The 21,188-nt window shown below is 60.4% G+C and carries 18 protein-coding genes and 1 pseudogene; 13 read left to right on the top strand and 6 right to left on the bottom strand.

All coding sequences use genetic code 11. The features are described 5' to 3' along the window. Nucleotides 1-124: 124 nt before the first annotated feature. On the top strand, nt 125-1,696 hold the full coding sequence (locus tag YWU_RS0103795) for an inorganic phosphate transporter (RefSeq protein WP_051260006.1): 1,572 nt from the start codon (nt 125-127) through the stop codon (nt 1,694-1,696). 88 nt (nt 1,697-1,784) lie between these two features. On the opposite strand, the gene YWU_RS0103790 is transcribed toward YWU_RS0103795, so the two are convergent. Both YWU_RS0103790 and YWU_RS0103785 read right to left on the bottom strand, forming a co-directional pair. Further along, nucleotides 1,785-4,007 carry an NADP-dependent isocitrate dehydrogenase gene (locus YWU_RS0103790; protein ID WP_027019420.1) on the bottom strand — a complete coding sequence of 741 codons (2,223 nt, stop codon included), beginning with the start codon at nt 4,005-4,007 and terminating at the stop codon, nt 1,785-1,787. Between the two features lie 299 nt (nt 4,008-4,306). After that, nucleotides 4,307-5,497 (bottom strand): hypothetical protein, encoded by a 1,191-nt coding sequence (locus YWU_RS0103785; protein ID WP_027019419.1) that lies wholly within the window; start codon nt 5,495-5,497, stop codon nt 4,307-4,309. Between the two features lie 117 nt (nt 5,498-5,614). Here YWU_RS0103785 and YWU_RS0103780 point away from each other — a divergent pair, with 117 nt between their 5' ends. The 4 genes from YWU_RS0103780 (at nt 5,615) to YWU_RS15005 (ending at nt 9,332) form a co-directional block, all read left to right on the top strand. Further along, nucleotides 5,615-6,559 (top strand): exodeoxyribonuclease III, encoded by a 945-nt coding sequence (locus YWU_RS0103780; protein ID WP_027019418.1) that lies wholly within the window; start codon nt 5,615-5,617, stop codon nt 6,557-6,559. A gap of 15 nt (nt 6,560-6,574) precedes the next feature. Continuing rightward, on the top strand, nt 6,575-6,955 hold the full coding sequence (locus YWU_RS0103775; protein ID WP_027019417.1) for a hypothetical protein: 381 nt from the start codon (nt 6,575-6,577) through the stop codon (nt 6,953-6,955). Between the two features lie 11 nt (nt 6,956-6,966). Further along, the gene (trpS, locus tag YWU_RS0103770) at nt 6,967-8,049 is read left to right on the top strand and encodes a tryptophan--tRNA ligase (protein ID WP_084141709.1); all 1,083 of its coding nucleotides are present in this window, start codon (nt 6,967-6,969) and stop codon (nt 8,047-8,049) included. A gap of 131 nt (nt 8,050-8,180) precedes the next feature. Then, nucleotides 8,181-9,332 (top strand): YhjD/YihY/BrkB family envelope integrity protein, encoded by a 1,152-nt coding sequence (locus YWU_RS15005; protein ID WP_051259994.1) that lies wholly within the window; start codon nt 8,181-8,183, stop codon nt 9,330-9,332. On the opposite strand, the gene YWU_RS15000 is transcribed toward YWU_RS15005, so the two are convergent. After that, the gene (locus tag YWU_RS15000) at nt 9,258-10,625 is read right to left on the bottom strand and encodes a D-alanyl-D-alanine carboxypeptidase family protein (protein WP_205618287.1); all 1,368 of its coding nucleotides are present in this window, start codon (nt 10,623-10,625) and stop codon (nt 9,258-9,260) included. The two genes, YWU_RS15005 and YWU_RS15000, sit on opposite strands and share 75 nt — an antisense overlap. 75 nt (nt 10,626-10,700) lie before the next feature. On the opposite strand from YWU_RS15000, the gene YWU_RS0103755 reads away from it, so the two are divergent. Both YWU_RS0103755 and YWU_RS0103750 read left to right on the top strand, forming a co-directional pair. Further along, nucleotides 10,701-11,885: an adenosine deaminase gene (locus YWU_RS0103755; RefSeq protein WP_051259993.1), complete on the top strand. Its 1,185-nt coding sequence runs from the start codon at nt 10,701-10,703 to the stop codon at nt 11,883-11,885. Between the two features lie 228 nt (nt 11,886-12,113). Continuing rightward, entirely contained in the window at nt 12,114-13,937 is a 1,824-nt protein-coding gene (locus tag YWU_RS0103750; RefSeq protein WP_027019413.1) for a flavin-containing monooxygenase, read from the top strand. A 57-nt stretch (nt 13,938-13,994) separates the two neighbouring features. Here the strand turns inward: YWU_RS0103750 and YWU_RS0103745 are convergent, their stop codons facing one another. Beyond that, nucleotides 13,995-15,242: a hypothetical protein gene (locus YWU_RS0103745; RefSeq protein ID WP_027019412.1), complete on the bottom strand. Its 1,248-nt coding sequence runs from the start codon at nt 15,240-15,242 to the stop codon at nt 13,995-13,997. Nucleotides 15,243-15,526: 284 nt separating this feature from the next. Between YWU_RS0103745 and YWU_RS18555 the strand changes: the two are divergent. The 4 genes and pseudogenes from YWU_RS18555 to YWU_RS18320 form a co-directional block, all read left to right on the top strand. Beyond that, nucleotides 15,527-15,687: pseudogene (locus tag YWU_RS18555) on the top strand (IS3-like element IS3501 family transposase); the annotation flags it as partial. A 101-nt stretch (nt 15,688-15,788) separates the two neighbouring features. Then, complete coding sequence (locus YWU_RS0103740; RefSeq protein WP_156892703.1) at nt 15,789-16,085, top strand: hypothetical protein; 297 nt, start codon at nt 15,789-15,791, stop codon at nt 16,083-16,085. 770 nt (nt 16,086-16,855) lie between these two features. Continuing rightward, nucleotides 16,856-17,359: a hypothetical protein gene (locus tag YWU_RS0103730; protein ID WP_027019410.1), complete on the top strand. Its 504-nt coding sequence runs from the start codon at nt 16,856-16,858 to the stop codon at nt 17,357-17,359. A 47-nt stretch (nt 17,360-17,406) separates the two neighbouring features. Continuing rightward, entirely contained in the window at nt 17,407-17,565 is a 159-nt protein-coding gene (locus YWU_RS18320) for a hypothetical protein (RefSeq protein WP_169718875.1), read from the top strand. A gap of 111 nt (nt 17,566-17,676) precedes the next feature. Here the strand turns inward: YWU_RS18320 and YWU_RS0103720 are convergent, their stop codons facing one another. Beyond that, nucleotides 17,677-18,714, bottom strand: a complete 1,038-nt coding sequence (locus YWU_RS0103720) for a C40 family peptidase (RefSeq protein WP_027019409.1) — start codon at nt 18,712-18,714, stop codon at nt 17,677-17,679. Further along, entirely contained in the window at nt 18,711-19,091 is a 381-nt protein-coding gene (locus YWU_RS0103715; protein WP_027019408.1) for a hypothetical protein, read from the bottom strand. The genes YWU_RS0103720 and YWU_RS0103715 overlap by 4 nt, the downstream gene beginning before the upstream one ends. A 135-nt stretch (nt 19,092-19,226) precedes the next feature. Between YWU_RS0103715 and upp the strand changes: the two genes are divergently transcribed. Both upp and YWU_RS0103705 read left to right on the top strand, forming a co-directional pair. Beyond that, on the top strand, nt 19,227-19,862 hold the full coding sequence (gene upp / locus YWU_RS0103710) for a uracil phosphoribosyltransferase (RefSeq protein ID WP_027019407.1): 636 nt from the start codon (nt 19,227-19,229) through the stop codon (nt 19,860-19,862). A 58-nt stretch (nt 19,863-19,920) separates the two neighbouring features. Next, the gene (locus tag YWU_RS0103705; RefSeq protein WP_027019406.1) at nt 19,921-21,174 is read left to right on the top strand and encodes an amidohydrolase; all 1,254 of its coding nucleotides are present in this window, start codon (nt 19,921-19,923) and stop codon (nt 21,172-21,174) included. Nucleotides 21,175-21,188 lie beyond the last annotated feature (14 nt).

The raw sequence follows: 21,188 nt of genomic DNA, 5'->3' as shown, positions 1-21,188 counted from the left end.
ACGACCTGATGACAGCGGGACCTGCAGCATTCTGCCGTGCGTTTCCGTTTGGGCCGCGGCCGTTGGTTAATGAAGGAGTACCACCTTGTCAGGTGTGACCGAGGTGCAAGCCGCACCCGGGCCGATGGAACGGGGGCGCAGCGATTACGCACTGCATCTCGCGTTTGGACTGCTTTTGGCGATCACATTCGTCGCGGTCACCATCTGGTCGCATGACTATGTCCACAATGAGGCCAGCCGCATCGTCCTTGTGGCGGCCATCATCTTCGCCATGTTCATGGCGTTCAATATTGGCGGCAATGACGTCGCGAACTCATTCGGTACCTCTGTTGGTGCCGGGACGCTGACGCTGAAACAGGCGTTGCTCATCGCTGCCGTCTTCGAGGTCGGCGGCGCTGTCCTTGCCGGTGGCGCGGTCACCGATACGGTCCGTTCAGGCATCGTCGATATCAGTGCGTCTCATATCGACCCAATGGACTTCGTGTTCATCATGATGGCAGCGATGCTCGGAGCCGCCGTGTGGCTGATGCTCGCCACGTTCTTCGGTTGGCCAGTGTCCACCACCCACTCGATTATCGGCGGCATCGTTGGTGCCGCGCTGATGATCGGTGTCATCACCGGTGCAGGCGTCGAAGGAATGGTCCAGTGGGGCGAGATCGGAAAGATCGCCTCTTCCTGGGTCATTTCTCCGCTGCTTGGCGGATTGGTCGCGTGGGTCCTCTTCAGTTCGGTCAAGCGACACATTCTGATCTACAACGAGCGTGCGGATGAGCAACTGAAGCTCCTGCGAGTTAAGCGCAACGAATTGGCCGAGAAGCACCAGTCCAGCGTCCGTCGCTTGTCGGTGTTGCAGTTCGAGTCGTACACCACCGCGATGGCTCGCGACTCGGTGATGTTCGCCGATCCCCGCGACATCCCGAAGACCTACGAGTCTGACTACTACCGCGGACTTCAGGACATCCAGCAGCAGGAACGAGAGGTCCGGGCACACCGGGCGCTGGAACACTGGGTACCGATCTTCGCGTCACTGGGCGCCGTGGTCATCAGTTCCATGCTGCTGTTCAAGGGTTTCAAGAACCTGCACCTGAACATCAGCCCTCTGGGAACCACGCTGATTATTGCCCTGCTGGCAATGTCGGTCTGGATGATGGTCTTCGTCTTCGCTAAGTCTCTGCGCGGCCAGGAACTGTCCCGATCGACGTTCACCTTGTTCTCGTGGCTTCAGGTCTTCACCGCAGCTGCGTTCGCCTTTTCGCACGGTGCAAATGACATCTCTAATGCGATTGGACCGTTCTCTGCGGTCATTGACGTTCTTCGTACCGGCGAAATCGGCGAGAGCACCGTCATCCCCACCCCGGCACTCATTGCCATGGGTATCGCTCTGGTTGTGGGTCTGTGGTTCGTTGGCCGTCGCGTGATTCAGACTGTTGGCAGTGGCCTGACCAAGATGCACCCGGCATCGGGTTTCTCTGCGGAGTTGGCAGCAGCATTTGTCGTCATGGCGGCGTCGGTTCTGGGTATCCCGGTGTCCTCGACGCACATCCTCATCGGTGCCGTGCTCGGCGTCGGCATTGTCAATAGCGCAGCGAACTGGAAACTGATGAAGCCCATCGCACTGGCATGGGTGGTGACCATCCCGGCGTCCGCACTGACGTCCGCGATCTGCGTCATCGCCCTGCGTGCGATGTTCGGCTAAACGCTAAAGATTCGCTTCCCGACGCCAACGGCCCCGGCCCACTTTCGTGGGACCGGGGCCGAATCGCGTCAGGTGAACCTGGAGGGGCCTACTTGGTGAGGCCGTCGATGATCTCGTTGAAGACCTCGGACGGGCGCATCACTGCGGTGACCTTGTCATCCTCAGGCTGGAAGTAGCCTCCGATGTCGACCGGGGAACCCTGGACCTCGATGAGCTTGTCGGCGATAGCAGACTCGTTCTCGCTGAGCTTCTCGGCGACCTCGGTGAAGGCCTCCTTGAGCTCGGCGTTCTCGTCCTGCGCTGCCAGCTCCTGTGCCCAGTACAGGGCCAGGTAGAAGTGGGAGCCACGGTTGTCGATCTCGCCGACCTTGCGGGACGGGGAGCGATCGTTGTCGAGCAGGGTAGCGGTGGCACGATCCAGTGCGTCCGCCATGACGGCAGCAGCGCTGTCGTCGGTGTCCTCTGCGGCGTAACGCAGGGACTCTGCCAGTGCGAGGAACTCACCGAGGGAGTCCCAACGCAGGTGGTTCTCTTCGACGAGCTGCTGGACGTGCTTCGGGGCGGAGCCTCCGGCACCGGTCTCGAACAGTCCGCCGCCAGCCATCAGCGGGACGACGGAGAGCATCTTGGCGGAGGTGCCGAGCTCCATGATCGGGAACAGGTCGGTGAGGTAGTCACGCAGGACGTTGCCGGTGACGGAGATGGTGTTCTCGCCACGACGGATGCGCTCGACGGAGAACTTGGTGGCCTCCACCGGGTCCATGATGCGGATGTCCAGGCCCTCGGTGTCGTAGTCCTCGAGGTACTCGTTGACCTTGGTGATCAGGTTCGCGTCGTGGGCGCGAGCCGGGTCGAGCCAGAACACGGCCGGGTCGCCGGTCTTCGCTGCGCGGTCAACGGCAAGGCGTACCCAGTCGCGGATCGGGGCGTCCTTGGTCTGGCAGGAGCGCCAGATGTCGCCGCGGGCGACGTGGTGCTCGATGAGGACGTTGCCCTCAGAGTCGAGGACCTGGATGATGCCGTCTTCCGGCAGCTGGAAGGTCTTGTCGTGGGAGCCGTACTCCTCAGCCTTCTGTGCCATGAGGCCGACGTTCGGGACGGTGCCCATGGTCGTCGGGTCGAAGGCGCCGTTCTTCTTGCAGTCTTCGATAACTGCCTGGTAAACACCGGCGTAGGAGGAGTCCGGGATGACCGCGAGGGTGTCGGCGGGCTCTCCGTCCGGGCCCCAGCCCTGGCCGCCATTGCGGATCAGAGCCGGCATGGAGGCGTCGACGATGACGTCGGAGGGCACATGCAGGTTGGTGATGCCACGGGAGTCATCGACCATGTACAGGTCGGGGCCATTCTCCAGGTCGCGCTCGATGGCGGCCTTGATGGCTGCAGCGTCAGCGTCGTCAAGCTTGTGCAGACCATCGAGGATGGCGCCGATGCCGTACTCCGGGGTGAGGTTTACGGACGCGAGCTTCGCCTCAAACTTCGGGTAGACCGACGGGAAGTATGCCTTGATGACCTCGCCGAAAATCAGCGGATCGGAGACCTTCATCATGGTCGCCTTGAGGTGCACGGAGAACAGGATGTTCTCGCGCTTCGCGCGGCGGATCTGGGACTTCAGGAAGCTGGAGAGGATCTGGGAGTTGATGCCCGTGCCGTCGATGATCTCACCCTTGAGGACCGGCATGTCCTTCTTCAGGATGATCTCGTGTCCGTCATCGGTTTCTAGGACGTACGTGAGCTTGTCGTCCTTCTCCATGATTACGGACTTCTCGTTGTGGCGGAAGTCGTTAGATGCCATGGCCGACACGCGGGTCTTCGAATCCGAAGACCACTCGCCCATGCGGTGCGGGTGCTTGCGAGCGAAGCCCTTGACGGCCTCCGGGGCGCGGCGATCGGAGTTGCCCTCACGCAGGACCGGGTTCACAGCAGAGCCCTTGACCTTGTCGTACTTCTTGCGGTCCGCGCGGTCCTCGTCCGAATCCGGCTGGGTGAGGTACTTCGGAATGTCGTAACCCTTGGACTGCAACTCAGCGACTGCGCGCTTGATCTGCGGTACCGATGCAGAGATGTTCGGCAGCTTGATGATGTTGGCGTGCGGTTCCTTCACCATTTCGCCGAGCTCCGCGAGGTCGTCCGACTGACGCTTGTCCTCGGGCAGCTGATCGGAGAACTGGGCGATGATCCGGGCGGCCAGAGAGATGTCGCGAGTCTCGACGTCAACTCCAGCGCGAGAAGCAAAAGCCTTCACGATCGGTTCGAAAGAGTAGGTCGCGAGAAGAGGGGCTTCATCGGTCCGGGTCCAGATAATGGTGGACATGTAGATAGAACTCCTATGTGGTGAAGGACTACGTAATTTACGTCTTGATGTGTCCACGATAACCCAGACCGGGTGGGTCTTTCACGGCGGAGATGCCGTCGCAGGTCAGGCGACGATGCTATCTGGAGTACATATGTGCTGCAGTTCACCGCTGTTAGCCCGTAGCCCGCCGTTCCATTTCCGTATGGAAAGTTCTTCGTTTATTGCCATAGTTTTCGAGAATGTAACAGAAAGCACCCCTCCGCGGGGGGAAGGGTGCTGTCCGGGTCATGGTCGCCGAGTTAACGGCGTGAGGGCTTTTATGCCGTGCGGGTGAACCACGGGGCTGTAGCTGGGAGCCATGCGAGCACGATGATGGCGACACCGGCAATCGTGGTGAGAACCGTCGCAATGGTCAGCATGATGCCCACGCTGAGAATCGCGGCCGTTAGCGACAGCACAGTGATGACGGCACCGGTGGCGGTGACCGAGATCGGGCTCAGAGAACCGGGAACCCGCAGAACTCGGTCAGCGGCACCGACCGAGGCCAAGGTGATGACAGCAAACAGCACTGCAGCCGGGGTGATCAGCATCCAGGACATATCCAGAATGAGGTCGCCGAAGCCCTCACCGAAGATCATGTCGATGTTTTGGGCATCACTGGAGTTCGTGCTGGCCAGTGCATTGACCGCGGTGAACAGTGAGCCGAGCAGCCCGAGAATGCCGACGACGCCGGTGCCCAGCAGGGTGAACACCAGTGCCTTCGCGGTCACCGGTGCGCTAGTAAGCGGCGCCAGGGGGCCAGGAAGCTGCTTGGGAGCGCTGGTCTCTGCCGGTGTGGCGGGGCCAGCAGGCGGCGCGGTGTACGGAGACTGAGGAGGCTGCGGTGCCTTCGAGTCAGAGGAGGGCCGAGGGGCGGGAGCGCCCTGCGGAGCGAACCCCCGACTGCCCTGGCCGAACGGCGGCTGAGCGCCAGACTCCGGGGCCTTGGGGGCCGCCGGCGGGGCACTCGGGGTGGAGTAGGAGGACGGAGCCGGAGGGAAAGTCGGTTCCTGGCGTGGTGTGGGGATGGAGGGTGAGGACTGGGCGTCGGGAGCAGAGGGGGTTGCCGGCGCAGCCGGAGTAGACGGGGACGCCGCAGGCATTACCGAGGTGGAGCCCTCCTCCAGGGCTGCCGGTGCGTCCTGCTTCTCCGGGCGTGCCGAGGTCGGTGCGAACGAATTGGGCGCACCTTCATCAGGGAAACGCCCAGTGCTGCCCAGCGCACGAAGTTCGGTGACTCCCATGGGCGGGGCAGAGGGGTCCTCGAGACGTGCGTCGTACCGGACCCGGTTTTCCGGATGCCCGAGGATCTGATCTGCAACAAGAAGTTGCTGAACCTCTGCACTGTCGACCGGAGCACCCTGGCTCTGGAGAACGCCGAGGCGCGATTGGATGGCGTTGTGCAGCTCGGTCGGAGAGTCCGACTGGGACAGGTTCAACGACGAATAAAAGTCGAAATGATTAGCCACGTGTGCTCCTCGGGCGTGTTTTGGGTTACCGAAGCAGCGTAACGATTCTTGACCCCTGATGCGAGGGCGCGAATAGCCAGAGGGACCACCGTCGGGGCCATCGATACGCTGTACGGCATGAGTCTGACTATCGCGACACTGAACGTAAACGGAATCCGCGCAGCGGTGAAGGAACGGCACGACAACAACCTCGGCATGCTGCCGTGGCTAGCCGAAACCGATGCCGACATCATCCTCCTGCAGGAGGTCCGGGCCACCGATGCACAGGCTGAGAAGGCACTTGCCCCTGCGATCGACGATGGATGGCACTGGTACAACGCGGAGAATCAGCTGGCGAAGGGGCGCGCGGGCGTCGGGATTCTGTCTCGGAAAGAACTGACGAACGTACAGGTCGGTTTCGGCTCTGAGGAGTTCGACGCGTGCGGTCGGTACTTGTCGGCGACTGTTTCCGCTGAGGACTCCGGCATCGGCGAAGCGGTGACCGTGGCGTCGCTGTACCTGCCGTCCGGCTCTGCGCTGACGGAAAAGCAGGACGAGAAGTACCGCTTCCTCGACGCCTTCGGGGACTTCCTGGCGGCAACCGGAAATGCTGGCAACGTTGTCATCGGCGGCGACTGGAACATCTGCCATCGCGAGCAGGATCTGAAGAACCACAAGGGCAACCGCAATAAGTCCGGTTTCTTGCCGCAGGAGCGCAACTGGATGTCCTCGGTGTTCGGCAACTGGCCGGACGAGGCGCCGCAGCCGTCCCTGCTGAACGCCTCGGAAAAGGAGCTGACCGCCGGTGCGTTCACCGATGGCTCCGAGTGGACCGCGCCACAGGCAACAGAGTCGCCGGTGTGGTTCGATGCGGTGCGGCGACTGCACCCGGAGGAAGACGGACCGTACTCATGGTGGACCTACCGCGGACAGGCCTTCGACACGAATGCCGGCTGGCGCATCGACTACCAGGCGGTCACTGCTCCGATGCTCGAGCGCGTGACCTCGGCCAGGGTCGACCGCCCGCTGGCTTATGATCAGCGGTGGACCGACCACGCACCGGTGGTGGTCGAGTACAGGTAGAGAAAGGTAGACCCGATGGACGAGAGGGATCTGGACCGTCTGCGGAAGATGGACCGCGAGCTCAGCGGACCGGAGCCATCCGGCCCTCGACTGTCGCTGATCATTCCCGCGGCGCTGCTCCTGGCGGTTCTGGCCTGGACAATCTTCTATGGATGGCCGTGGTGGGTTGGGGTTCTTTGCGTGCTCGCCCTGATCGGGCTCGGCGTTATTGCTTTACGACGTCGCGGGCCAGTCCCTCCCGTTGAACTCACCGCCGACCAGCGCGACAGGGTGGGCCGGGTCTTGCAGGAGCATGGTCTGCGGCCGGCGGTGAACCTGGTGAAAGGCTGGTACCCGAACGAGTCCACGGCCTCCGCAGTCGCAGCCGTTCATCTGGTCGCCAGGCGCACCCGCTAACATCGCACATCATGAGCGAAGTGCAGGAGTCCACGTCCGTTGAGAAGGTTGCGGGAAGTGGGGAGGGGAACGTCGGGAAGCCGGAGAAGCGCCAGCGCGTGCTGTCTGGAATCCAGCCGACCGCGGATTCCTACCACCTGGGGAACTACCTCGGAGCGGTGCGCCAGTGGATTCGTCTGCAGGATGATTTCGACGCGTTCTACTTCATCCCCAACATGCACGCGATCACTGTCGATCAGGATCCGAAGGAACTGCGCGAGCGCACCATCGCCGGCTGCGCGCAGCTGATCGCCCTGGGCATCGATCCTGAGCGCTCCACCTTGTTCGTGCAATCGCACGTGCCGGAGCACGCCGAGTTGGCCTGGGTCCTCAACTGCATTACTGGGTTCGGTGAGGCCTCCCGCATGACGCAGTTCAAGGATAAGTCGCAGAAACAGGGCGCGGACCGCACCACCGTTGGACTGTTCTCCTACCCGGTCCTCATGGCCGCGGACATCCTGCTCTACCGACCACAGCTTGTGCCGGTCGGTGAGGATCAGCGCCAGCATCTGGAGCTCACTCGCACCCTGGCTGAGCGGTTCAACGGTCGGTACAAGAAGACGTTCGTGGTGCCGGAGGGACACATTCTGGAGGGCGCGGCGAAGATTTACGACCTGCAGGAGCCGACCGCGAAAATGTCCAAATCCGGGTCCAACCCGAAGGGCGTCATCAACCTTCTGGATAACCCGAAGACCTCCGCCAAGCGCATCCGCTCCGCCGTCACTGACAACGACGGGGAGATCCGCTACGACAAGGAAAACAAGCCGGGAGTGTCGAACCTGCTGGTCGTGCAGTCTTCGCTGACCGATCGCAGTATTGACGACATCGTCGCGGAGTACCAGACCTCCGGCTCCGGCTACGGACAGCTCAAGGGCGATACCGCTGATGCCTTGGAGGCGTTCACCACCCCGCTGCGCGAGCGTTATGACGAGCTGATGGGCGACCGCGCCGAGCTCGAGAACATCCTCGCCCGTGGCGCGGAGAAGGCACGAGGCGTTGCCTCGAAGACGCTTTCCGACGTCTACGACCGCGTCGGATTCCTCCCCGCCAAGTAACACCGGAGGTATCGCTGGCCTGAAGCAGGTGGCGCCGAGGCGGGCACGACAGTTAAGTTTCTTCTTAAGTTTCCTTGGAGAATTTAAGTCGTACCCGCGCAGGTCGTCCGACCTGTCAGAAAGGTCCGTGTATGGCCGCCTCGTCAGACGGCAAGCCGAACGTTCACATTGACGAATACGGTGTCGAGCGGTGGGGTGACGCGCCAAAGGAGACCCTGAACGACAAAATCCGCGCCCGGTCCGAGGTGTACAACCGCCTGTTTGAGATGCAGGAGCGGTACTCCCAGCAGGGCGGAAGCCAGTACGCCGCTGGCATCACGTATTTCTCGGTGCTCGCGGTGGTCCCACTGTTGATGGTGATGTTCTCCGTCGCCGGTTACATCCTTGGCGGCAGCCCTGAGCTCTCTGAACGGGTTGAAGACGTAGTCCGGGAAAACATTGGCGGCCAGTTCGGAGACACCATCATCGACGTGATGCAGACGGCCATCACTCAGACAGGCTCGGTGGCCACGGTGGCGTTCCTCGTTGGTATGTGGACGGGCCTGTATTGGATGACGACCCTGCGCCGGGGCATGACGTCCATCTGGAAGCGCAACATCGTCCCTGAGCATTGGCTCCTGGGAAAACTCCGCGACCTGCTGGTCCTAGTGGGCATGGGCCTGATGATCATCCTGACGTTCACCGTCACCGCCATCGGGTCCTCCGGAGTTTTGCAACGGATCCTTGACTACATCGACCGGGGGGACAACGACCTAGACCGTTTCCTCATCCGGGCAGCGACGCTCGTAATTGGACTGCTGGCGAACTGGATCTTATTCTTCTGGATGCTCAAAGCACTGCCGTTCGGTTTCGTGCCGACCCGCCCGGCATGTGGGTACGCGATCCTTGGTGCGATCGGGCTGGAACTGATCAAGTCCTTCGGTTCGCTGTTCTTCGCCTCTGCTTTGCGTAACCCCGCGGGTGCGATGTTCGGGCCGGTCATCGGTTTGATGGTCATCCTCTACCTGCTGTGGCGGATGACGATGTACCTTGCGGCGTTGACCGCCACGTCCAAGGAAGGCATGGCGAATGTGGAGGTGGATGCTCCGCCGCCGGCGGTCGTCATGATCCGACCGGAGGCAGCCTCGGAAGCCGGATTTACTCCGGCCGCTCCAGAAGATCACCAAGAGGCCGAATCTGGCACCTCAGCCTCTGGGCGGTACCGGCTATCAGCGATTACCTCGGCGTTTACGCGAACCAAGGGCGAAGGTGCCCACGGCGAGAAGGATCACCGCGGCAAGTAGGCCACCGGCAATCCACAGTGCGTTGCCGCTGTCCTCGACTGAGTCGGCAAGTGCTGGGTGGTCTGCGGGGTCGTCGCCGACTCGTTCAGCCGCTTCCGGGCTCAGGTGGCGCAGTTCGTTGAGGCTTCCCACCGACTGCCCGGCGGGGGTCATGTAGCCGGCATCGCTGAGGTTCACCGCCTCTTCCCACGGGCGAGTGACCGTGGCGGGGTTGTCCAGGACGATCGCAGCCAGCCGTCGGTCTCCGCGTTCACTGACGCCGACGAAGGTGTGCCGAGCTTCGTCAGTGAAGCCAGTCTTTCCGCCGAGGGCACCTTCGTACTCGGACTGCAGGAGCTGGTTGTCATTGGACATCTCAAAGTCCTCGATAAGCTCGCCGTCTCCTGGCATCGTTGCGAGGGTAGTGGCGGAGAGCTTTCGGTAGGTCTCATTCTCGAAGGCAGCGCGGTAGAACAATGCGAGATCGAAAGCGGAAGTCATCTGGCCGGGGGCTTCCAGCCCGGAGACGTCATACACACGGGTGTCGGTAGCGCCGAGTTCCTTGGCCAGTTCGTTGACCTTGCGAACCGTCTCCTGCTCCCCGCCCAGTGCGCGGACTAGCGCACTGGCGCAGTCATTGCCGGAGTTCAGGAGCAGTCCCTGCAGGAGCGTTTCGACGGAGTACTGGACCCCGTCGACTAGCCCCGCTCGGGATCCGATGACCGAGGCATCCTCGTAGGTCACCTCGATGGTGTCTTCGAGGTTCAGCTCCCTAATCGCAGTGATAGCAACCAAGACTTTGATGATTGATGCAGGTCGGTAGCGCCCGTGCGGGTCCTGACTGGCGAGAACCTCTCCAGAATTGAGATCCGCGACCATCCAAGCGGTGGAGGACATCTCCTCCGGAACCTGGAACCCAGGTGCCGCAACCATGCCGCATTCCTCCATCTGTGGTCCGCCAGGTGTCGCAGAGGGGGCCGGAAGTGGATCGGGGATGGCCGTTTGGGGGTTCGAGATGGTGGTCTCGTCTACAATTTCTTCGGGATCTTCACCCACACCCACAGGGATCGGATCCGGGGGGTTCTGCTGGTACCTGCAGTCCGAAGGATCGCGGAGTTCTGCCCAGTCGAGGACCTCCTCGTCGTACCGCAGATCCTGCAGATTCTCATTATCATTCCAGGTCAGAGGCTCAGCCTCTTGCGCCGATACGGGCGCCGCGATGGTCAGCGGGAGGGCCGTAGCCACTGCGACTGTGGCAATTCGACGCATGTCACGCGCCGTACGATTCTCTGGAACTGCATGGGAAATACTCACGGGGGCAGTGTGCCAGACCAACTCGGCCCGCGATTGATATGACCTGAGGAAGAGTCTCGGCTAGCGTATTTCGACATGCACACTATGGATGTATCCGACGCGAACTCTCAGCAGGTTGAGGCACGTGTCGTCGCGGGGCTGCCGAAGGTAGTTCTGCACGATCACATCGTCGGAGGTATTCGACCGGAGACTCTGATTGAGTTGGCCGAAGCACAGAACTACGACGACCTGCCGTACACCAACCCCGACGAACTTGCCGCATGGTTCGTCAAGCGCTGTGACTCCCATTGCGACAAGAACCGTGCCGAGGTGGAGAAGCACCTCCTGGCACTGACCCAGACCACCGATGCGATCATCAGGATCACCCGCGAAGCTGTCCTGGACCTGGCCCGTGACAACGTCGTCTACGCCGAGCTGCGTATCTCTCCGGAGCGGCACCTGCGTAAGGGACTGACGCTCCAGGACGTCGCCGATGCAATCGCCGAGGGCCTCCGCGACGGCGAGGATGCTGCCGAGTACGAGGGTAAGACGATCACCGCCCGCGGTATCATCTGCGCCCGCCGAGACGAGAACCGCTCCGAGGAAATCGCGCGACTGGTTGTCGACAACGTTCCGGAGAATTCTGACCACCCGTACCTGGTGGCATTCGGCCTGGAAGGCCCGGAGCAGGGCAACCCGATCGAGAACCATAAGGAGGCATTTGACCTCCTGCGCCGCAAGCTCGCCCCGTCCACTGTGGACGCTGGCCAGACCGGTGGCGTGGATTCGATCCGCAAGGCCATCATCGTCGGCTGTAACCGCATCGGCCACGGTTTCCGCATCTACGAGGACTTCACCGCGACCCTGGATGGCATCGACCTCCAGTTCCTGTCCGGTTACGTCCGCGACCAGCGCATCCCGCTGGAGCTGTGCCCGACCTCGAACGTGCAGACCGGTGCAGTCGACGACATCGCCGACCACCCGTTCCCGCTTCTCGACGACCTGGGCTTCACTTGCACCGTCAACACCGACAACCGTCTGCTCACCGGCACGACCATGACGGACGAGATGATGGTGCTGGTCGACAACTTCGGTTACGGCTTCACCGACCTGTTCCAGCTCGTGGCTAACGCGCTGGAGAACGCCTTTGTGGACCTGCCGACCCGCGAGCAGATCCTGGATACCCAGGTCTACCCGGAGTTCCTGCGTCTGACCGACCGTGACAACGACGGTGAAGTCGACGTCGACGAAGAGGTCGAGTCGGTGCTCGACGGCGGCTAGTTTCCGCCCTGCCAGATGCCTCCTGTGGGGCGTAAATCGTCCACAAGAAGTTCATCTCGAACTGTATTCGTAAGTACTTAACGAATGGCCCACTACCAGTGTTCGCTGGTAGCGGGCTATTCGTCGTATCTGCCGAAAAATAGTTAGTGACAAGTAACTTGGTGTCCCGTTACGTTTGTTCTCGTTGTGATCCATGACACAACTCCATGACGTAAGAAGGAGTGGGAAATGACGCAGACTGTCACCAGGGAATCGCTCAATGAGAGCGCGACGCAGTGGTTGGACGGCTTCCAAGCCGCGACGAATGCAGACTCAGCAGACAGCGCCGCTTCAGCGGTGGCTGACCTGTTTGAAGAAGATGGCTTCTGGCGGGACTTGCTGGGCTTCACGTGGAACCTGACAACGGTTGAGGGCGCATCAGCCATCGCCGAAATGGTCGCTTCCACATGGCCCAGGTGCCGCCTGTCGAACATCGCACTGGACGGCGACGCAGCGGACGAGGGCGACGGCGTCACTCGCATCCACTTCTCCGTGGATACCGCAGAGTTTGCGTGCCGCGGCATTGCCCGAGTGCGTGGCGGCAAGGTCTGGACCATGATGACCTCCGCCCGAGAGCTGCTCGAACACCCTGAGCCGAAGGGACGTCGCCGCGAGAACGGCGTCATCCACGGCAGTGGCAATGACAAGCGCAACTGGTTGGACCACCGGGAGGAGCGCAAGGCGTCGTTGGGCTACAGCGAACAGCCCTACGCCCTCGTCATTGGCGGCGGTCAAGGTGGCATCGCGTTGGCAGCGCGGTTGAAGCATCAGGGAGTTCCCACCCTGGTCATCGACAAGCATCCGCGCCCGGGTGATCAGTGGCGCGGTCGCTACCACTCGCTCTGCCTCCACGACCCGGTTTGGTACGACCACCTCCCGTACCTCCCGTTCCCGGACTCCTGGCCGGTATTCACCCCGAAGGACAAGATGGGGGACTGGCTGGAGCATTACGTGGGGATCATGGACCTGGACTATTGGTCTTCGACTGAGTGCCGCAATGCAGTGTGGGATGAGTCGAGCGGTACCTGGACCGTCACCGTCGTCCGTGAGGGCGAGCCGGTGGAGCTGCGTCCGACCCAGTTGATCTTCGCCACGGGCATGTCTGGTGTGCCGAACAAGCCGGAACTTCCGGGCGCGGACGTTTTCCGCGGCGATATCCGGCACTCCTCTGAGCACCCAGGCGGTGCTGCTGATGAGGGCAAGAACGTCGTAGTGCTCGGAGCGAACAACTCTGCCCACGACATTTGTGCGGATCTCGTAGAGAATGGCGCAAAGCCCGTGATGGTTCAGCGCTCCTCAACACACATCGTGAAGTCTGATTCGCTGATGCGGGAGATCTTCGGTCCTCTGTACTCCGAGGATGCCCTTGACGCTGGCATCGACACTGACTCCGCCGACCTGCTCTTTGCTTCATGGCCGTACAAGGTTCTTCCGGGCGTCCAGAAGGTTGCGTTCGACAAGATCCGCGAGGACGACAAAGACTTCTATGACAGCCTCGAGGCAGTCGGCTTCATGAACGACTTTGGCGACGACGACTCCGGCCTCTTCCTTAAGTACCTGCGTCGCGGCTCCGGCTATTACATCGATGTGGGTGCCTGCGAACTTGTTGCCAATGGCGACATCCCGGTGCAGTCGGGCGTTAGCATCGACCACCTCACCGAGGACACTGCTGTGCTTACCGACGGCACCGAGCTTCCCGCCGACGTAGTCGTGCTTGCCACCGGATACGGATCCATGAACGGATGGGTTGCCCAGCTGATCGATGAACCGACCGCAGAGAAGGTTGGACGCTGCTGGGGACTCGGCTCGGACACAACCAAGGACCCAGGACCGTGGGAAGGCGAACTCCGCAACATGTGGAAGCCCACCCAAGTGGAGAACCTCTGGTTCCATGGCGGCAATCTGCACCAGTCCCGCCACTACTCGCGGTACCTCGCGCTGCAGCTGAAGGCTCGCCATGAGGGCATCGACACCCCGGTGTACAACCAGGCAGAGGTCCACCACGCCTGGTGATCTCACGCCCTTGATAGAAGACTCCCCGCACCGAAGATTCGGTACGGGGAGTTTCTGTCAGATGCTGGTAGTGAAGCGGTCCGTCAGGCCCGACTCCAGGTTCCTCCAGCCGGAGGCCTCTTCGTCGAAGGGCGGTACCGGCTCATCCGGGGAGCTCTTGTCCAACAGGTAGTTCAGCAGCCACTGGAGCTGCTGGTTGGCGGCGAGCGTCGAGTTCACTGCATCGTCGTCAGCCCAGTCAGCAGCGTCGGCAATGAGTTCGTAGGCACGGGCCAACTGCGCGCGGTCAACGGAGCCGGGGCCTTCTGCGATGTCATTCGCGAGACCAGTGAAGGTGTACACGTTGTCTGGGTGAACGGTGACCTCAAGCTCGCCGGCGTTAGCGGCAACAATGATCTCGTTCCACGTCGTCAGGTGAGCCAGGTCGTGATCATCGTGCTCCAGGACCCAGCGGGTCAGCTGACGCGGCTGGGAGAAGGTGTTGATCTCGCCGTTCTTGCCCAGGAACACGGCGCGGTCACCGAGGTAGCACCGCAGCGTGTAGAGAGTACGGCCGGAGATAGAAATCTTGATCGGGTCGATACCGGCACGAGCCCACACGGTTGCGTCGTACGGATCGCCCGCAGCCTTCTTCTCTTCGGCCTTCTTGGCCTCTTCCTCGCGCTTCTTGGCAGCCTCTTCGCGAAGCTTTTCCTGGCGCTCTTGCGCGGTGGTGATCGCAGTCGCGGCAGCGGCAACTGCGGTGGCGTCGACAGCAGGGGCATGACCATTCAAGGTGTCGAGTTCGTCGACGACGTCATTCCAGTTGGCCAGCACGATGCGGCCGATGGCGGACCACTGGCCGGCGCCTGCGCCCTGGAATGCCTCAACACCTTCCTGCGCGGTGTTCAGAGTGGAGTTCACCGTGAACATGCGGCGAGTCTTCGAGAGGTCGCAGATCTCCGCCAGGGAACGGGTCATGTCGAAGGTGCGCTGGACCTTGTCGACATTGTCGAAGTTCGGCTCACCTGCCAGGGCATCTGGCAGTCCAACGACATCGAAGGAGTTGCGCGGAGCAATGGCGCAGCTGTCGGCCAGGTGCGTAGAGAATGACTTCCAATCGGGGTGAGCAGTGAAGTCATGCTCAGCGCCGGACTCCAGGAAAGCCAGCATCTCCTCGGCGGTGGGGAAGAGGTAGACCTCGTCACCGCGGCCGAGAACCGCCTGCCATTCCGCGTTTCCCTCACGCCATTCCGGCGCGAAGAGGGTGTAGGCCGATCCTGCGGTCAGCTCGAGCTTGATGGCGGCAATGCTGTGCCTGGGCATGAATAACCCCGTTCCTGGTGTAGTCCGCAAACGTCACCGAAAGGATACCCGGTGAGTTGGACGGACACGGACGGAACCCGAGGTTGTGGAAGCGCGGAACGAGTAAACGGATCTCGATCGAATCGAGAAGCGTGAGAAAATCGTTACTGAATCTTTATGTGTAACTATGGCCAGGGATGATTGCCCATCGCGCGCACGCATTCAGGGGTGTGGAACTTGTGCGAATTCCGTGGCGTCTGGCGTTGTGGGAGCGTAGCCGGGCTGATCATCTAGTTAATCGTGGCCGCCTGATTCATAATTCAGATGCTGGGAGCCAGTACACGGCAGTGAAGTTCCAGGTGCGTTGGCTGATGAGGGTATCAGCCCGTCGGTAGGCACGGTCGGTGATGCCTACGACAACGCGTTGGTGGAGACGTTTAATGGAATGTACAAGGCAGAGTGTATTCGCAGCCGGATTTTCAGTTCTGAGGTGCTGGATTCTATATAAGCCTAAGTGGAGGGGTTGGGAGGGATTTGCGCCTCCTGAGGGGTTTAACGTGGTCGATGATGGGGATTGCGATGGCTGTTGCGTTTCTTGCAATTCTAGCTCCTAGGTGGGCACCACTACCTTTCATTCGGGCAAAAGTATCTAATCTGACAGATTCGGTAAATATGAAGTCGAACTCGCCGGCTTATATTCTGTTGTTCGGTCACTTTGCGTTTCTTTTCGTGGCGGGCGTGACAATTATTATGGCTCCTGAACTGGTTCTGCCTCGGCGAATGATTGATCCCGCAGAAACAACTGCTGGGCAGCAAATCATGGGATTTGCTCTGATTGGAATCGCCTTGTTTAAGTTTGTGTAAATTTTGGGAAAACATGAATCCGTAATTGAGGTAGGGCATGAAGAGTTTCGTTTTCGGCAGGCTGGTATGCGGGAACGGAAATGCAATTGGGCGGAAGTTGAGGAGATCGCGGTTGTGGGGTCCCGTCGAACCTATTTGGAAGTTAGGTTTATCCGGCAAGGAGGGCTTTCTTTGAAGCGCCTGATCTGGGTGCCTCAGTTTGTATTCCCGCATTTATTCCCCTGCGAATGGAATCAAGTTTTCTCTGATGTTCCGGTCTCGGTGAAGACTCCCAAGTTTGGACGGGAGTATCGAAATTATGTTAAGCGGGTGCATTGAGGTAATTGACGGCGCATTTTGCAGTCACGCTTCTGGTTTAGTGTGCTCTGGCTGGTTTGCTCTTCCAAGATAAGCGCATATTTCTTTGGGGGTCGTCTCGGAGAGAAGGTGATATGGAATCGACTTTGGGGTTCTATCGGATGGGCTGTGTGTCAGCAGTCTTAGCTGATGGTCAGCGAAGTGTATCTCCAAGTCGACAGGAGTTGAATGCGGAAACGGGGTGGGTTGTAAGGGCGATAAGTTGGGAGTCCGAGCGATGGGGCAAATTGAAAGAGTCGCTTTAGATCTGAGTTTCTGGAACTATCTGCGTTGAATCGGTGTATGTTATCTCATTTTGAGGATGGTGCATTGATGGAGCTGGGTATCCTTACTATGTTTCGGGTTGGGAAATTGAAGAGGTTTTATCTACTATGGAAGGAAGGCTTTAGAATTATCCAAAGCGGGAGGGTCTTGTGGATAAGCTAATTGGAGCAGTATTATTTGGTGTTATTGCCTTAAGTCCCGGAGCTATTCTTCTTGCGTATTCTATCGCTCATGGCGAGTTCTTTCGCACTGTCGGAATGATGTCAATCGATTTCCTTCTACTTTTTCTTGCGATTGGTGCGCGCGGTACGTCATTTTCGCGTGTGTATGCCTTGGTTAGATGGAACTTTGTGAAGGTTTTGAGTTCAGGGAACGTAATATATCGTTCCTATCTGATTTATGTGTTCGCTGCCACCATGTTCATGTTGCCAGTTTATTTTGGTTCTGGGGTAATTAATCCGGCGATGCTCCCGGCGCGGGCGGGGAGTTCGATTATTTCTCCTTTATTCTTTTTGGCATTGGCATTGGTGCCAGCGTGTTGGTTCTTGTGGAAGTTGAATCAGATGAATTTTGGGCCAACGGTCTTCGTCCTAAGCCTTGGGGGGTATCGAGGAATGATAATGGAATTGGATCGACTAAGTATTACGAAATAGATCACATTGATGTCTTCGATAAGGTAAAGGGTGCGAAACTAGAAATCGTGACCAACGGTATTTTGGAATACAAGCCTGGTAGTCGAGGGTGCATGGTTGTCTTTGCATTCGCGCAGCTGTCGGCACTCGAAATGGTTACTGCGATTGCCATGAAATTAAAAGAGTCGTTGGATGGGCATGAAATCGAATTGAGAATGAGAAGCTAAACACGGATGTTTTTAAGGTGGTAGAAGGCATCCCTTAGTGACCTGCCGCTCGAGACTATGGCTGCTTTCCGATGGAGCACTAGGTGCCGGAAATGCGCTGAAAACTATTGTCTAGCCCGTCGGCCTCCAGTACCCATGGAACTCCATCCCGATGTTCGAGGTACGGATCGGATTAACCTGCACCGGATCGCCGGCCTCGACCATCATCCCGTCACCGGTGACCATCGCGACGTGGCCTGACCAGATAACAAGATCTCCGGGTAGCAGCTCATCTGCAGAGACTGATCGACCTACCGTCTGCTCGGCCGCAGTACGGGGAATATCGACTCCGGCCTGCCCATAGGCCCACTGCGTTAAGCCGCTGCAATCAAGGCCCGAGCCTGGCGTAGTTCCTCCCCAGACGTAGGGAGTTCCCACTGCAGACAATGCATTCTGGACGGCGGCCTGAGCCTCTGGAGTGGGAGCTCCCTCGCCATCGGAGAGCACTGAGTCGCCTCCGATATCGCTCGCACCCTCGCTGGAATTGCTCGCTTGGGTGAAGGCCCCTTGAGCCGGGGATAGTCCGGACCCGGTGGATTGTGCGGAAGTGTTGGCATTATTAAAACCTGTGCCAAGGGCTCGGGGTTCGTCTGGCATCGGCACTGTTTTCGAAGCGATTTGTTCGAGTTGCGCAGTCGGTCCGGCTAGCTGCGATTCAAGACGTGCGACGACCGAGGCTGCTTGACCGAGTGATTTCGTGGCCTGCTGAATGAGGGCGGGAAGGGCCATCATCGGTGCGGCCGGTCCCGAAGCTGCTGCTGCCGTGATTGTGCTGATGGCGGCGGCGATGAACTCGGTTGCTATCTGCGCCAATTCGGCCACGGCCGTCGCGATGGATATTGAGCCTTCGACGATTGCGGCGGCGCCAGTGATGGCATCACCATCCATGATTGCCGAAGCGGCTCCGGCGAGGCTTACTGCGCTCTGAACGGCGGTGCCGGCGTCGCCGCTGAAGCCGTCGGCAAGTGAGTTGCTGACACTGGACCACATCGGGCCGTCCGGCGGAGACGGGAACACCGTCGACTGGAGGGCCGGAGCGGCCGACAATGCGGCTTCACCAGCAGCACTGATGATCTGGACTGGGATCTGGGCGAGGCCTGCGGGGATCATACGATCACCTGTCCGGAAAGGTTGTCCATCGCGGAGCTGGTGTTTAGCTCATGATCGGAGACAGCCCCCACCACAGAATCCAATGAATTGGCCGCGGCGCCGGCGAACCCGCCGAGTTGCATGATCCGGTCGGCTTGGACGGTCGCTGCCGTGGCCGCGGCAGTGCAAAACTTCACAACCCCGGAGATACCCGGCATCGCGGTGGCTCCGGCCTGAACGACACCGGTTCCACCGGCCGCTAATGCAGACAGCGCACCAGGCACTGCGGGCACCACTGAGGACGCTGCGGAGAGGCCCCGCATGGCCGAAGACGCAGTCGAGACCAACGACGGATCAAGTGAAATAGATGAACTGGACAGTGCTGACGAGACGGGCATCGGAGATCCTTCCCCAGAGAATCAATGGTGGAACAAACAAGTCCTTCACCTAGTTAGACGCAACGAACCCCACACTGGTTCCCAGAAATGTCGCCGGCTGCATCCCCTGGGCGTAGCGCGAGTAGCTTGTGGGGCATGGAGATCAAGGTTGTCGACCACCCACTCGCCGCCACCCGGTTGACCGTGCTTCGCGATGAAGCGACGGACAATGCCGGCTTCCGCGCTGCTCTCACCGACCTCAGCTCGATGCTGGTGTACGAGGCAGCCCGAGACCTGAACATCGAAGAATTTGAGGTGACCACCCCGGTCGCGACAACGACCGGACGCAGGCTCGAAGACCCGCCGATTCTCGTTCCGATCATTCGTGCTGGCTTGGGGATGGTTGACCCAGCTCTGTCGATGATCCCGGACGCGCAGGTCGGCTTCGTCGGACTCGCGCGTAATGAGGAGACCCACGTGCCCGTGGCCTACCTAGAAGCTCTGCCCGCGGACCTGAGTGGCCGCGATGTGTTCCTCCTGGACCCGATGCTGGCCACCGGCGGATCGCTGCTCCATGCAGCCCGGCTCTTGGCGGACCGCAATCCGAAGAGCATCACTGCAATCTGTGTCGTTTCCGGACAGCCGGGGGTCGACGCGTTGGAGGGTTCCGACATTGAGATTCGACTGGTTACCGGAGTCATCGACCCGGAACTGAACGATGATGCCTACATCGTCCCGGGACTCGGCGACGCTGGCGACCGCCTCTACGGACCCCGCAACATCGACCTGTAGCACCGGTCCGAGGGGCCACGAACTGGTTCTCACAGGACATGGTCCTACAGTGGTAGTCGTGATTGAAGACTTTATCGGGGACTGGTGGCAGCGCAACGGCGACGAGATCGAGCGATTCCGCAGGCGTGTGCACGAAAACCCTGAGCTGTCTCACATGGAATTCGGGACCACCGACCTGGTGGCAGCGTTGCTGAGCGACGCAGGTTTGCAGCCAGTGCGATTCCCGAACACCGGACTGATGGTCGATATCGGGGACGACCGGCTCGATGAGGTGGGGGAGCCGGTCGGTCGGCTCGCCTTCCGCGGTGACATGGACGCCCTTCCACTGACCGAAAACACCGACCTGCCGTTCAGCAGCCAGAGCCCGGGCGTCATGCACGCCTGCGGGCATGACTTCCACACGGCGATCACTCTCGGTACCGCCCTGGCGATGGCCGAGTACGACCGTGAGCACGGCGGCGTACCCGTTCCGCTGCGCTTCATCTTCCAACCGGCCGAAGAGGTCATGGAGGGAGGTGCTCCAGATGTCATCGAATTCGGTGGACTCGACGGCGTTGCCAGGATTTTTGCAGTGCACTGCGAGCCGAAGCTTCGCGTCGGACAGATTGGTGTCCGGGTCGGTGCGATCACCTCCGCCGGAGACACCATGGAAATTCGTCTTGACGGCCCCGGCGGGCACTCGGCGCGCCCGCACATCACCGCCGACCTTACTTTCGCCATGGGCAAACTTCTGACCGAGCTTCCGGGTCTGCTGTCCCGTCGGGTCGACCCGCGTACTGGCACCGTGCTGACTTTCGGCGCTGCCAATGCTGGTTACGCAGCCAACGCAATTCCCTCCCACGGCACGATGCTCGGCACGATCCGCAGCGCCGATGTGGCCACCTGGCGCGGCATTGAACCGCTCATGAGAGACCTGATCGAGCAGGTACTGGCACCGACTGGGGTCGATCACGCACTGAAATACGTCAAGGGCGTGCCGCCAGTGATCAACGATGACTACTGCACGGCACTGGTCGCAGAGACCGTCCGCGCGGTCGACCCGTCGGCTCTGATTGAGGCTCCTCAGTCCAGCGGGGGAGAGGACTTCGGCTGGTACCTGGAGCACGTTCCCGGGTCGATGGCTCGCTTGGGATGCTGGTCCGGTCATGGGGAGAAGCACGATCTGCACCGGGATGATTTGGTCGTGGATGAGCGGTGCCTCAGCGTCGGCGTGAAGCTGTTCGCCGGCATCGTCGCACGGTATGGCCGTGCTGAGGCTGACTCTGTGCCTGATGATCCCCGCGCTGAGCGTGGCCGACACATACTCCACTAGACTTGATAACGCTA

It is taken from the genome of Corynebacterium sputi DSM 45148 (genome assembly GCF_000427865.1).
In the GTDB taxonomy this organism is placed as follows: domain Bacteria; phylum Actinomycetota; class Actinomycetes; order Mycobacteriales; family Mycobacteriaceae; genus Corynebacterium; species Corynebacterium sputi.
This window is presented reverse-complemented; position numbering and strand designations above follow the sequence as displayed.